Annotated in this window: 11 protein-coding genes; 5 read left to right on the top strand and 6 right to left on the bottom strand. The window is 66.8% G+C overall.

What is annotated here, in order from left to right; all coding sequences use genetic code 11:
- Positions 1–586, top strand: a 586-nt coding sequence (locus A5658_RS09275; protein ID WP_304442070.1) for an ATP-dependent DNA helicase, incomplete at its 5' end; no start/stop codon positions are given.
- Here A5658_RS09275 and A5658_RS09270 read toward each other — a convergent pair.
- Positions 583–3195: a glycosyltransferase family 1 protein gene (locus A5658_RS09270; protein ID WP_067333201.1), complete on the bottom strand. Its 2613-nt coding sequence runs from the start codon at positions 3193–3195 to the stop codon at positions 583–585. The two genes, A5658_RS09275 and A5658_RS09270, sit on opposite strands and share 4 nt — an antisense overlap.
- Positions 3196–3373: 178 nt before the next feature.
- Between A5658_RS09270 and A5658_RS09265 the strand changes: the two genes are divergently transcribed.
- Together A5658_RS09265 and glgB are read left to right on the top strand one after the other, a co-directional pair.
- Positions 3374–5461 carry an alpha-1,4-glucan--maltose-1-phosphate maltosyltransferase gene (locus A5658_RS09265; protein ID WP_067333199.1) on the top strand — a complete coding sequence of 696 codons (2088 nt, stop codon included), beginning with the start codon at positions 3374–3376 and terminating at the stop codon, positions 5459–5461.
- 7 nt (positions 5462–5468) lie between these two features.
- Positions 5469–7673 carry a 1,4-alpha-glucan branching protein GlgB gene (gene glgB, locus A5658_RS09260; RefSeq protein WP_067333196.1) on the top strand — a complete coding sequence of 735 codons (2205 nt, stop codon included), beginning with the start codon at positions 5469–5471 and terminating at the stop codon, positions 7671–7673.
- A 10-nt stretch (positions 7674–7683) separates the two neighbouring features.
- On the opposite strand, the gene A5658_RS09255 is transcribed toward glgB, so the two are convergent.
- Both A5658_RS09255 and A5658_RS09250 read right to left on the bottom strand, forming a co-directional pair.
- Complete coding sequence (locus A5658_RS09255; RefSeq protein WP_067333194.1) at positions 7684–8583, bottom strand: tetratricopeptide repeat protein; 900 nt, start codon at positions 8581–8583, stop codon at positions 7684–7686.
- A 162-nt stretch (positions 8584–8745) separates the two neighbouring features.
- Positions 8746–9927 (bottom strand): acetyl-CoA C-acetyltransferase, encoded by a 1182-nt coding sequence (locus A5658_RS09250; protein WP_067333188.1) that lies wholly within the window; start codon positions 9925–9927, stop codon positions 8746–8748.
- 79 nt (positions 9928–10006) lie between these two features.
- Between A5658_RS09250 and mce the strand changes: the two genes are divergently transcribed.
- Positions 10007–10492 (top strand): methylmalonyl-CoA epimerase, encoded by a 486-nt coding sequence (gene mce / locus A5658_RS09245; protein ID WP_197503083.1) that lies wholly within the window; start codon positions 10007–10009, stop codon positions 10490–10492.
- Here mce and A5658_RS09240 read toward each other — a convergent pair.
- Together A5658_RS09240 and nucS are read right to left on the bottom strand one after the other, a co-directional pair.
- Positions 10489–10785: a hypothetical protein gene (locus A5658_RS09240; protein ID WP_067333183.1), complete on the bottom strand. Its 297-nt coding sequence runs from the start codon at positions 10783–10785 to the stop codon at positions 10489–10491. The genes mce and A5658_RS09240 overlap by 4 nt on opposite strands.
- A 23-nt stretch (positions 10786–10808) precedes the next feature.
- Positions 10809–11480 (bottom strand): endonuclease NucS, encoded by a 672-nt coding sequence (gene nucS / locus A5658_RS09235; RefSeq protein ID WP_067333237.1) that lies wholly within the window; start codon positions 11478–11480, stop codon positions 10809–10811.
- Positions 11481–11523: 43 nt separating this feature from the next.
- Here nucS and A5658_RS09230 point away from each other — a divergent pair, with 43 nt between their 5' ends.
- Positions 11524–13131, top strand: coding sequence for an adenylate/guanylate cyclase domain-containing protein (locus tag A5658_RS09230; protein ID WP_067333182.1), 1608 nt, complete (start codon positions 11524–11526; stop codon positions 13129–13131).
- Positions 13132–13138: 7 nt separating this feature from the next.
- Here the strand turns inward: A5658_RS09230 and A5658_RS09225 are convergent, their stop codons facing one another.
- Positions 13139–13753 (bottom strand): TetR/AcrR family transcriptional regulator, encoded by a 615-nt coding sequence (locus A5658_RS09225; RefSeq protein ID WP_067333181.1) that lies wholly within the window; start codon positions 13751–13753, stop codon positions 13139–13141.
- Between the last annotated feature and the right edge of the window lie 88 nt (positions 13754–13841).

The following is a 13841-nucleotide window of genomic DNA, read 5'->3' as shown; positions in this document are numbered from 1 at the left end:
CCGGGACGGCACTGGCACAGCCGAACAGCTGACCGAAATCGCCGAACTGATCACCGCGGCGGGCGGCCGGACGCTCGGGCTGTTCTCGTCGATGCGGGCCGCCCGCGCCGCCGCCGAGGCGATGACCGAGCGGCTGACCACACCCGTGCTGTGTCAGGGCGACGACACCACCGCCACGCTGGTCGAGCGGTTCGCCGCCGACGCGGCCACCTCGCTGTTCGGCACGCTGTCGCTGTGGCAGGGCGTCGACGTGCCGGGCTCGTCGCTGTCGCTGGTCATCATCGACCGCATCCCGTTTCCGCGGCCCGACGACCCGCTGCTGTCGGCCCGGCAGCGGGCGGTGGCGGCCGCCGGTGGCAACGGATTCATGGCCGTGGCGGCCAGCCACGCCGCACTGCTGCTGGCACAGGGTGCGGGCCGGCTGCTGCGGCGCGTCGACGACCGCGGAGTGGTCGCGGTGCTCGACTCGCGCATGGCGACCGCTCGCTACGGCAACTACCTGCGGGCGTCGCTGCCGCCGTTCTGGGCGACCACCGATGCGGGCGCCGTGCGTGCGGCGTTGGAGCGGTTGCGCGGCGACAGCTAGGCCAGCGTGATCAGCCCGAGCTCGGCGTCGGAGGCCAGCATCGGGTGATGCGGCAGCACCCGCACGGTATAGCCGACCGACCCCGCGACCGGCAGCGGCGTCGTCGTGGCGAACACGTGGTCACCACCGGAAGCCGTTCCGGTGTAAGGCATTTCGACGGTGACCGGGTCGACCAGCTCGTCACCGACCTCCACCCGGCCGACGACTGCCTGCACGGTGACCTCTTCCGGCCGTAAGCCAGCCAGCTGGACCGTCGCGGTCAGGGTCAGCTTCGATCCGAGGACCGGCGTGTCGGGCAGACCCGTGCTGTCTACATCGGTGATCTGGATATTCGGCCACGCATCGAAGGCGCGACGTCGGTAGACCGCCAGTTCGCGAGCCGGGTCGAACGCGACCTGGCCGTCACCGTCGACCGAGACCGTGCGTCGCAGCGACTCGGCCGCCGGCAGGTAATAGTCCTCGGTGTAATCGCGAACCATCCTCGAGGCCAAGACTTTCGGCCCCAGTGTCTGCAGGGTATGGCGGACCATCTCGATCCACCGGCGCGGCACACCGTGTTCGTCACGCTCGTAAAACTTTGGCGCGACCGACTTCTCGAGCAGGTCGTACAGCGCGGCCGCTTCCAGGTCGTCGCGGCGTTCCTCGTCGGCGACGCCGGAGGCCGACGGGATGGCCCAGCCGTTTTCGCCGTCGTACCACTCGTCCCACCACCCGTCGAGGATCGACAAGTTGAGGCCGCCGTTGAGCGCGCTCTTCATCCCCGACGTGCCACACGCCTCCAGTGGACGCAGCGGGTTGTTCAGCCAAACGTCACAACCCCAGTACAGCAGCCGGGCCATGGACATGTCGTAGTCGGGCAGGAACGCGATCCGGTGCCGCACCTCGTGCCGGTCGGCGAACTGCACCACCTGCTGAATCAGCGCCTTTCCGCCGTCGTCGGCGGGGTGCGACTTGCCGGCAACGATCAACTGGATCGGCCGGTCCTCGTTGAGCAGCAACTGCTCCAGCCGGGCCGGGTCGCGCAGCATCAGCGTCAGGCGTTTGTAGGTCGGCACCCGACGGGCGAACCCGATCGTCAGCACGTTCGGATCGAATGCGTTTGCAATCCAGCCTAATTCGGCTTCCGGCGCACCGCGGACCAACCACGAGCGATGCAGCCGCGCCCGGACGTCTTCGACCAGCAGGGCGCGCAGTTGCGACCGGATCCACCAAAGATGGCTGCCGTCAACTTCATTCACCCGCAGCCAGACGCCGGGGTCGCTGAACGAGTCTGACCCGAGCAATTCCTGGCCCAGCTGCAGCCATTGCGGCGCCGCCCAGGTGCGGGCATGGACGCCGTTGGTGATCGAACCGATCGGCACCTCGTCGGCGTCGAAGCCGGCCCACAGTTCGTTGAACATCTCCCGGCTGACCTCGCCGTGCAGCAGCGAAACGCCATTGGCGCGCTGGGCAAGTCGCAGACCCATGTGGGCCATGTTGAACTTCTCCGGGTCGTCCTCCGCACCCAGCGCGAGGATTCTCCCGACCGGCACGCCGGGTAGCAGCACCGACCCGGCGGCGACTCCTGCGGCGTCCGTCGGGCTGCCGGCGAAGTACCGCTGCACCATCTCCACCGGGAATCGGTCGATGCCCGCCGGTACCGGGGTGTGCGTGGTGAACACCGTGCTGGACCGCACTACGGTCAGCGCGGTGTCGAAATCCAAACCGGCGTCGACGAGTTCGCGGATCCGTTCGGCACCAAGGAAACCGGCGTGGCCCTCGTTCATGTGGAACACCTCGGGCGCGGGCAGGCCTTCGATCGCGGTGTAGGCGCGAATGGCCCGCACGCCGCCGATCCCGGCGAGGATCTCCTGCTGCATGCGGTGCTCCTGGTCGCCGCCGTAGAGGCGGTCGGTGACCCCCCGCATGTCGTGCTCGTTTTCCGGGATGTCGGAATCCAGCAGCAGCAGTGGCACCCGACCGACCTGCGCGACCCAGATCCGGGCCCGCAGCGAGCCGGATTCCGGCAGCGCCAACTCGACCAGCGCCGGCGCGCCCGAGCTGTCGGTGAGCAGACGCAGCGGCAATCCCGCGGGGTCGAGCGACGGGTACTCCTCGTGCTGCCAGCCGTCGGCGGTCAGCGACTGCCGGAAGTAACCGGAGCGGTAGTACAGGCCGACCGCGATCAGCGGCAGCCCCAGATCCGAGGCTGCCTTCAGGTGGTCGCCGGCCAGGATCCCCAGACCGCCGGAGTAATTCGGGAGCACCTCGGCGACGCCGAACTCCATCGAGAAATATGCGATGCCGTTCGGCATCGGAGTGCCGCGGCTCTGCTGCTGCTGATACCACTGCGGACGGCTCAGATAGTCGTTGAGTTCGCCGGCCAGATGATCGAGCCAGTCCAGAAAACCGCTGTCGAGTGCCAACTCGTCGAGCCGGGTCGGGCTGACCGCGCCGAGCAGGGCGACCGGATCTCGCCCGCACTGCGTCCACAGCGTCGGGTCGATCGTCTCGAAGAGATCCTGCGTCGGCTTGTCCCACGACCATCGCAGGTTGATCGACAGCTGCTCGAGCGCCGCCAGGCGCTCGGGAAGGTGGGCGCGGACCGTGAACCGACGAAGTGCTTTCACGCATCATCACCTTACTGACGGGCATGCAGGTTTCGCCTACCGAACAAGCCGCGCCACCCGACCTCAGGTGTGGCTCGACACTACGGTGGGTATTGGGCGCAGAGTGCATTTCGAAGACGCGCAGGTCGCGGTTCGACCGCGCCCAGGACGACAACCGACTAGCTCAGAAGGAGTAGCGGTGCCCGGTCGTGTCGAGATCGACGACGTCGCACCCGTCGTGTCATGTGGCGCCTACCCGGCTAAAGCCGTGGTGGACGAGGTGGTTCCGGTTCGCGCGGCGGTGTGGCGCGAAGGCCACGACGCGGTGGCGGCCACGCTGGTAGTGCGTTACCTGGGGCTGCGCTACCCGCAGGTCGGCGAGACGCGCCGGCTCAAGGCGACGCCGGCACCGGCCGTCGCAGAGCCCACCGCCGAACCCGCGGTCCGGGTCAAGCCGCTGCATGTGCCGATGAGTCCGGACGGCCTGGAGCCCTATGTTTTCCACGGCGCGTTCACGCCCGATCGCGTCGGGCTGTGGACCTACCGGGTCGACGGCTGGGGCGACCCGATCCACACCTGGCGGCACGCCGTCGAGGCCAAGCTGGACGCCGGACAGGGCGAGAGCGAAATGTCCAACGATCTGCTAGTCGGTGCGCAACTCATGGAGCGCGCCGCGGCCGGGGTCCCCCGCGCCCGGCGCGACCCGCTACTCAAGGCCGCGGACGCGTTGCGCGCGCCCGGCGACCCGGTAACCCGAGCGGCGCTGGCGTTGACCACCGAGATCGACGAGCTACTGACCCAATTCCCGCTGCGCGAGCTGGTCACCCGCGGCGAGCAGTACGGGATCTGGGTCGACCGGCCGCTGGCCCGCTTCGGATCGTGGTACGAGATGTTCCCCCGCTCGACCGGCGGCTGGGACGCCAAGGGCAATCCGGTGCACGGCACCTTCGCCACCGCCGCGGCGGCCCTGCCCCGGATCGCGCAGATGGGCTTCGACGTGGTGTACCTGCCGCCGATCCACCCGATCGGCAAGGTGCACCGCAAAGGCCGCAACAACACCGCGACGGCCGCGCCCGGTGACGTCGGGTCGCCGTGGGCGATCGGCAGCGACGAGGGCGGTCATGACGCCATCCACCCGCAGCTGGGCACGATCGCCGACTTCGACAAGTTCGTCGCCGCCGTCGAAGATCTCGGCATGGAGGTGGCGCTCGACCTGGCCCTGCAATGCGCGCCGGATCACCCGTGGGCCAAGAACCACCGCGAGTGGTTCACCGAACTCCCGGACGGCACGATCGCCTACGCCGAGAACCCGCCGAAGAAGTATCAGGACATCTACCCGATCAACTTCGACAACGACCCGGCCGGGTTGTACGACGAAGTGCTGCGTGTGGTGCGGTTCTGGATGGACCACGGCGTCAAGGTCTTTCGTGTCGACAACCCCCACACCAAGCCGCCGAACTTCTGGGCCTGGCTGATCGCACAGGCCAAGGCGGCCGATCCCGACGTGCTGTTCTTGTCCGAGGCGTTCACCCCGCCGGCCCGCCAATTCGGTTTGGCCAAGCTGGGATTCACCCAGTCCTACACCTACTTCACCTGGCGCACGTCGAAGTGGGAACTCACCGAATTCGCCCAGCAGATTCCGGCAATCGCCGACTTCCGGCGACCCAATCTGTTCGTGAACACCCCCGACATCCTGCACGCCAGCCTGCAGCACAACGGACCGGGCATGTTCGCAATCCGGGCGGTGCTGGCGTCGACGATGAGCCCGACCTGGGGCGTGTACTCCGGCTACGAGCTGTTCGAGGGCCGCGCCGTCGCCGAAGGCAGCGAGGAGTACCTCGACTCCGAGAAATACGAGCTGCGACCCCGCGACTATGCCGGGGCGCTGGCGGCTGGGCGATCACTCGAGCCATTCATCGCACGGCTCAACAGTATTCGCCGATTGCATCCAGCCCTTCAGCAACTGCGCAACATCACGTTCCACGCCATCGACAACGACGCGTTGCTGGCCTACAGCAAGTTCGACCCGATCACCGGCGACTGCGTGCTGGTCGTCGTGACGCTCAACGCGTTCGGGCCCGAAGAAGCCACCTTGTGGTTGAACATGGACGCATTGGGTATGGAACACCACGAGCGGTTCTGGGTGCGAGACGAGATCACCGGCGAGGAATACCAGTGGGGTGCGGCCAATTACATCCGCATCGATCCTGGCCACGCCGTGGCTCACGTGATCAATATGCCGCTCATCCCGTCCGAATCACGAATCAGGCTATTGCGCCGGAGGTGACGCCGCGATGAAGGCAGGAAACCAACTCGCCGGGGCCCGCTTGGCGCCCGAGCCAGGCGATCTGGCCCGGTTGATCGCCGGGGAACACCACAACCCGCACGGCACCCTGGGCGCCCACGAATACGGCGACCACACCGTCATCCGCGCCTACCGCCCACACGCTGCCGAAGTCGTCGCCCTGGTCGGCGGCGACCGATTCCCGTTGCAGCACATCGACTCCGGCCTGTTCGCCGTCGCACTGCCGTTCGTCAACCTGATCGACTACCGCCTCGAGGTGCGCTACGACCACGGCGAACCACGCGTCGTCGCCGACGCCTACCGGTTCCTCCCGACGCTGGGCGAGATGGACCTGCATCTGTTCAACGAGGGCCGCCACGAACGGCTGTGGGAAGTCCTTGGCGCGCATCCGCGTTCATTCAAGACAGCCGACGGCATCGTCGACGGCGTGTCCTTCGCGGTGTGGGCTCCTAATGCCAAGGGGGTCAGCCTGATCGCGGAGTTCAACGGCTGGAACGGCAACGAGGCACCGATGCGGGTGCTCGGCTCGTCCGGGGTCTGGGAGTTGTTCTGGCCCGAGTTCCCGCACGACGGCCTGTACAAGTTCCGGGTGCACGGCGCCGACGGCTCGGTGACCGACCGCGCCGATCCGATGGCGTTCGCGACCGAGGTGCCGCCGCAGACCGCGTCACGGGTGAACGTGAGCAGCTACCGCTGGGGCGACGAAGCCTGGATGACGGCCCGCGCCAAGCGCAATGCGGTATTTGAGCCGATGAGCACCTACGAGGTGCACCTTGGCTCCTGGCGGCCAGGCCTGTCGTACCGCGACCTCGCTCGCGAGCTGACGGACTACGTTCTGGCGCAAGGATTTACCCATGTGGAGCTGTTGCCTGTGGCCGAGCACCCGTTCGGCGGCTCGTGGGGGTATCAGGTCACGTCGTACTACGCGCCCTCGTCGCGGTTCGGCACCCCGGACGACTTGCGCGGGCTGATCGACGCGCTGCACCAAGCCGGCATCGGCGTGATTATCGACTGGGTGCCGGCCCACTTTCCCAAGGACTCGTGGGCGCTGGGTCGCTTCGACGGAACCCCCCTCTACGAACACTCCGACCCGCGTCGCGGCGAGCAACTCGATTGGGGCACATACGTCTTCGACTTCGGCCGTGCCGAGGTACGCAACTTCCTCGTCGCCAACGCGCTGTACTGGCTCGAGCAGTACCACGTCGACGGCCTGCGGGTGGACGCCGTCGCATCGATGCTCTACCTGGACTACTCGAGGCCAGAAGGCGGTTGGACGCCGAACATCCATGGCGGCCGGGAGAACCTGGAGGCCGTGCAGTTCCTGCAGGAGATGAACGCGACCGCGCATCGGGCGGCACCCGGCATTGTCACCATTGCCGAGGAGTCGACGTCATGGCCGGGTGTGACACGCCCGACTACCGTTGGCGGCCTGGGCTTCTCGATGAAGTGGAACATGGGCTGGATGCACGACACGCTCGACTACATCGGTCGCGACCCGGTGTATCGCAGTTACCACCATCACGCGATCACGTTCTCGATGCTGTATGCGTACAGCGAGAACTTCGTCCTGCCGATCAGCCACGACGAGGTCGTGCATGGCAAGGGCACGTTGTGGGGGCGGATGCCCGGCAACGACCACGTGAAGGCGGCCGGGCTGCGCAGTCTGCTGGCCTACCAGTGGGCCCACCCGGGCAAGCAATTGCTGTTCATGGGGCAGGAATTCGGCCAGCGCGCCGAATGGTCCGAGGAACGCGGCCTCGACTGGTTCCAACTCGACGAGCACAGCTTCTCCACCGGGATCTCGCAACTAGTGCGCGATCTCAACGAGATCTACCGGGCGTCGTCGGCGCTGTGGAGTCAGGACATCAAGCCGGAGGGCTATTCCTGGATCGACGCCAACGACTCGGCCAACAATGTGTTGAGTTTCCTTCGGTACGGCAGCGACGGCTCGGTGATGGCCTGCGTGTTCAACTTCGCCGGCGCCGAACACAGCGGATACCGCCTTGGTCTACCCGGCGCCGGACGCTGGCGCGAGGTGCTCAACACCGACGCCACCGTCTACAACGGCAGCGGGATCGGCAACCTGGGCGGCGTCGATGCGACCAATCATCCATGGCACGGGCGCCCGGCCTCGGCGGTGTTGGCGCTGCCGCCCATGTCGGCGCTCTGGCTCGAACCCGCGGGGCCGCCGTGAACAGGGCCGCCTAGTACAACGCGTTAGCCAGGTTGCGTCGCCCGGCGATGACGTCTGGGTCGGCGGGATCGAACAGCTCGAACAGCTCGATCAGGCGCGTGCGCACCAATGTCCGCTCGTCGCCGGAGGTCCGGCGCACCAATGTGACCAGACGATCGAAAGCGCCCGACACGTCCTGGCTGAGGAGCTGCACGTCGGCCGCGGCGAACGCGGCCTCGATGTCGCCGGGAGCGGCGTCGGCGGCCGCGATCACCTCCGGCCCGTGGGCGGTCGCGCGCATCAAGAACGCGATCTGGCGCACCGCGCCCTTGGCTTCGGCGTGGTTCGGATCCTCGTCCAGAATCGCCTGATACGAATCGAGCGCCGCGCCGAGCTCATTGTCCTCAAGCTGCCGACGGGCCTGCGCGAGCGCCGGGTCGACTTGCTCGGGCTCGTCGGAATCGGTTGCGCCGCTGAGCTTTCCCGCGGTCGCAGAGAGCAGCGAGTCAATCCAGCGGCGTAACTGCTCCGGCGGCTGGGCGCCCTGGAAGCTGGACAGCGGCTGTCCGGCGGCCAACGCCACGACGGTGGGCACCACCTCGACGCCGAAGATCTGTGCCACCCGGGGAGACACGTCGACGTTGACGCTGGCCAGCGACCACTTTCCGGTGTCGTCGGCGGCCAGGCCGGACAGAATGTCGGCCAGTTGCAGGCAGACTTCGCTGCGCGGCGACCACAACAGCACGACCACCGGCACCTGGTTGGAGCGCAGCAGTACTTCTTCTTCGAAGTTGGTCTCGTTGACCTCGACGCCCGCGGACGCGGAGGCCTCCCCGCGGCTGTCGCCGCTGGAGGGAGGGGGCTGCTTGAGGGCGGACAAATCGACCGCGCCGGACAACGCGGGCCCGATCGGGGGGCGTGGACGGCTCACGTGATCAAGTCTGGCACGGCGGCGTCAGTGCCGTTTCATCCGGTTCAGACGCCCCTATGAGCAACATCACATCAACCGCCGCCAACCGACCCTCGACACCCTTCCAGCAAACTTCTGGACGTCTGTCCAGTCACACCGGCCACAAACCGTACTGGCCGGTAACTAGCCAGCGCGCAAGATCAGGGCGTCGCCTTGACCGCCCGCCCCGCACAGCGCAGCAACGCCGTAGCCGGACCCCCGGCGGGCCAGTTCGAGCGCCACATGCAGGGCGATCCGGGCGCCGGACATGCCGATCGGATGGCCGATCGCGATGGCACCGCCGTTGACGTTGACGATCTCAGGGTCAACTCCCAGCTCCTGCATTGACGCCAGGGCCACCGCGGAGAACGCCTCGTTGATCTCGATGACGTCGAGCTGGTCGACGGAGATGCCTTCGCGCTCGATCGCCTTCTTGATGGCGTTCGCCGGCTGCGACTGCAGCGTCGAGTCCGGGCCGGCCACCACGCCGTGCGCGCCGATCTCGACCAGCCAGGTCAGGCCCAGCTCGATCGCCTTGTCCTTGTTCATCACCACGACGGCGGCGGCGCCGTCGGAGATCTGCGACGCCGACCCGGCGGTGATGGTGCCGTCCTTGCGGAATGCCGGCTTGAGCCCGGACAACGACTCCGCCGTGGTGTTGGCCCGGATGCCCTCGTCCTCGGTGAACTGCAGCGGATCACCCTTGCGCTGCGGGATGCTCACCGGCACCACCTCGTCGGCGAAAACGCCGTCCTTCCACGCCGCGGCGGCCTTCTGGTGGGACCGCGCCGCGAATTCGTCCTGCTGCAGCCGGGTGAACTTGTCGACGTCGTTGCGCTGCTCGGTGAGCGCGCCCATCGGCTGGTCGGTGAACACGTCGTGCAGCCCGTCGTAGGCCATGTGGTCGCGCACGGTGACGTCGCCGTATTTGTAACCCGAGCGACTGTCGATCAGCAGGTGCGGCGCCTTCGTCATCGACTCCTGACCGCCGGCCACCACCACGTCGAACTCTCCCGCGCGAATGAGCTGGTCAGCCAGCGCGATGGCGTCGATGCCGGACAGACACATCTTGTTGATGGTCAAAGCCGGCACGTCCCAGCCGATACCGGCGTCGACGGCCGACTGCCGGGCCGGCATCTGGCCGGCACCGGCCGTCAGCACCTGGCCCATGATCACGTACTCGACCAGCGACGCCGGTACCTTCGCTTTCTCCAGAGCGCCCTTGATCGCGATGGCACCCAAATCGCTGGCGCTGAAGTCCTTCAGCGAGCCCATCAGCTTGCCGACCGGCGTCCGTGCTCCAGCAACGATCACCGATGTCGTCATGACTACCTCCACAGCGTGATTCAGGGACCGATCGCCAAGATCGGGAGAAGCGGATTCTCATCGGTCAGGTTACCGTTACGTGATGACCACCGATCAAGTTGACACCCGTCGAGTACTCAGCACCGCACTGGTGACGGCTGTCGACCATGTCGGCATCGCGGTTCCTGACCTCGACGATGCGATCGCGTGGTACCACGACCATCTCGGCATGATCGTCCTGCACGAGGAAGTCAACGACGATCAGGGCATTCGCGAGGCGATGCTGTCGGTGCGCGGCGCCGCCGTCGGCAGCGCCCAGGTCCAGCTGATGGCCCCGATCGACGAGTCATCGGCAATCGCGAAATTCCTCGACAAGCGTGGTCCCGGCATCCAGCAGATCGCCTACCGCGTCAGCGACCTCGACGCCCTCACCGAGCGCCTGCGCGACCAGGACATCCGGTTGCTCTACGACGCGCCTCGTCGCGGCACCGCGAACTCGCGGATCAATTTCATCCACCCCAAGGACGCGGGCGGCGTGCTGATCGAGTTGGTCGAACCGGCCGACGACTCAGCGTCCGCGCACTAAGACCACTTTCGGGTCGGGCTGCGCGTTGCGCGGTTGGCCCAGCACGGCGTGTGCCAGTGCCGTCGGTCGTCGACGGCCACCTCACCGAAATCGGCCAGCCACACCACGACATGGGCTGTGCGGATGCGTATTTCATGATCACAGCCCGGGCAGCGGTAGGTTTTGAGCGCTCGCGCTGCGGCCACCGGCCGCACTTCGTAGTCCTGCCCATCCGGGCCCATCTCGATGCGGCGCGGGGCGGGCAGCGGCCCAGGAGACTGCTGCCGACGCGGTGAACTGCGGCGTCGAGCCATGGTCGCAAGTCTAGTGAGGCAGCTCAGAACAGCCGGAACTCGTCGGAGTCCATGCCTCGCATCTTGTCGTAATCCAATGTCAGACAACGGATTCCACGATCGGTCGCTAAAGTTTTCGCCTGCGGCTTAATCTGCTGGGCCGCGAACACCCCGCTCACCGGCGCCAGCAGGCTGTCTCTGTTGAGCAACTCCAGGTAACGGGTGAGCTGCTCGACTCCGTCGATTTCGCCGCGGCGCTTGATCTCCACCGCCACCGAGCGCCCCTGGTCGTCGCGACACAACAGGTCGACCGGTCCGATCGGCGTCATGTACTCGCGACGGACCAAGGTGTAGCCGGCTCCGAGTAGCTCGACGTGCTCGGCGAGTAACACCTGCAGGTGGGCTTCGACGCCGTCCTTGACCAGACCCGGGTCCACTCCGAGCTCGTGGCTGGAGTCGTGCTCGATGTCCTCGACGGTGATGCGCAGTTGTTCGCCGGCCTTGTTCTGCACCACCCAGACCGGCGCCTCGCCCCCGGTCTCCTCGGAAAGCCAGCACGGTGGACTCATCCAATTGAGCGGCTTGTAGGCACGGTCGTCGGCGTGCACACTCACCGATCCGTCGGCCTTGAAGAGCAGTAACCGACGGGCCGACGGCAGGTGAGCGGTGAGGCGTCCGACGTAATCGACGGTGCAGCGGGCGATGACGAGGCGCACCAACACACCTTAAGCGCGGCCGTCCACATAGGCTGACGCCACCATGATGGCTAAGCGATCGACCGCGCAACGGCTGGGGCGAGTGCTGGAACGGGTGACTCGGCAGAGCGGTCGGCTGCCGGATACCCCGGCCTACGGGTCGTGGCTGCTGGGGAGGGTGTCGGAGAGCCAGGCCCGCCGGCGGGTGCGCATCCAAACCATCCTGACGGTGTTCATCGTGGGCGCGAACGTGATCGGAATCGGCGTCGCGGCGCTGCTGCTGACCGTCGCGTTCCCGAGTCCGAGCGTGTTCAGCGACGCGCCGCTGTGGATCACCTTCGGCGTGGCACCGGCATACTGTGCCGTCGCGTTGGCCATCGGCACGTTTTGGATCACCCACCGGACCATCGCCGGATTACGGTGGGCGATCGAGGAGCAGGAGCCCACCCCGGCGGATGAACGGGCCACCTTCGTCGCCCCATTCTGGCTGGCCTTCGGGGTGTTGATGTTGTGGGTGATCGGCGCCGCATTGCTGACCACGCTCTACGGGCTGGCTAACAGTACGTTCATCCCGATCCTGGGGTTCTGCATCAGCTTTCCCGGCATCCTGGTGTCGACCGCCTGCTATTTGTTCACCGAGTTCGCACTTCGACCGGTGGCCGCCCAGGCGCTCGAGGCTGGGCGGGCGCCGCGACGATTGGCGCCGGGAATCATGGGCCGCACACTCACGGTCTGGCTCCTCGGCTCTGGTGTACCGGTCTTCGGGATTGCCCTCACCGCATTGCTGGGCGGCCTGCTGCTCGACAACCTGAGTAAGGACCAGTTAGCGGTCGCCATCCTCGTAATATCCACTGCCGCATTGATTTTCGGGTTCGTGCTGATGTGGATTCTGGCCTGGCTGACCGCGACGCCGGTGCGGGTCGTGCGGGCCGCACTCAAGCGCGTCGAGGACGGCGACCTGCGCGGCGAGCTGGTGGTGTTCGACGGCACCGAACTCGGCGAGCTGCAGCGCGGATTCAACGCGATGGTCGACGGATTGCGCGAACGCGAGCGGGTGCGCGACTTGTTCGGTCGTCATGTCGGACGCGAAGTCGCTGCGGCCGCGGAGCGAGACAAGCCCGAACTCGGCGGGGAGGAGCGCCACGTCGGCGTGGTGTTCATCGACATCGTCGGCTCGACGCAGCTGGTGACGAGCCGGCCCGCCGCCGAGGTGGTGCAACTGCTCAATCGCTTCTTCGCGGTGATCGTGGAGGAGGTTGACCGCCACTGCGGGCTCGTCAACAAATTCGAGGGCGACGCGGTGCTGGCGGTGTTCGGCGCGCCCAACCATCTCGACCGACCCGAAGATCAGGCTCTCGCCGCAGCCCGCGCGATCGCCTGTCGTCTCGACGACGAAATACCCGAAATCAAGGCCGGCATCGGTGTCGCGGCCGGCAACGCCGTCGCCGGAAACGTCGGGGCCAAGGAAAGATTCGAATACACGGTGATCGGCGAACCCGTCAACGAGGCGGCACGGCTCTGCGAGCTGGCCAAGAACGAGCCCCGCCGACTGCTGGCATCGTCGGACTCCGTCGATGCGGCGAGCGACGACGAAAAGGCCCGCTGGGCATTGGGCGACACCGTCACGCTGCGCGGCCACGATCAACCCACCCGACTGGCGACGCTCGTCTAACGCCGGCCTAGTCGGTGGGAACCCCGTGGGTGAACACCGCACGGCTGAGCCGCAGCCACGCATCCCGGAAGCGGTCGGGATCCATCTCACCCGGCGGGCGTCCGAGCAGGACTTGCATGATCGGCATATAACTCAGTGCGGCCAACAACACCGCGCTGATCGCCTCGGGGTCCTCGACCTCGGAACCGTTCTCGTTTGCGGTGACGCGCAGCGTATGCCCCATCGTGGTGTACGCAAAAGCCAAGTTGCGCATCCACAACTCGTCCACGAGGTCTCGTGCGGCATCGGGTTCGTGCAACATGAGCCGAACCAGATCAGCGTTCTCGATGACGGTCTGGTGCGCCGCATCGGCGACTCGGTTCAGCGCCTCCAACCGGTCGGCCGGCGTGGTGGCCTGCCGCCACGCCCTTGAGTCCCTCATCCGGTCCAGACCTCGGCGGAGCGCAGCTCGCAAGACCTCGTTCTTACTGCGGAAATGCCGGTAGAGCGCGCCAGAGCCGGGCGACATTCCGGAGGCCTTCTGGATTTCTGCGGTCGAGGTGGCCGCGTATCCCCGACTGGCAAAAAGCTCGAGTGCGACGTCAAGAAGCCGATCGCGACTGGAGGGGTCAGCCGATTGCACGCGATTGACGCTACTCGATTGAAACGTGACCAGTAAGTAAGTACTCTCTCACTTCAGGGGCTCGGGGATCACCGAAAGGCAACGCGAC

This window comes from Mycobacterium sp. 1245111.1 (assembly GCF_001673405.1).
Taxonomy (GTDB): Bacteria; Actinomycetota; Actinomycetes; order Mycobacteriales; family Mycobacteriaceae; genus Mycobacterium.
This window is presented reverse-complemented; position numbering and strand designations above follow the sequence as displayed.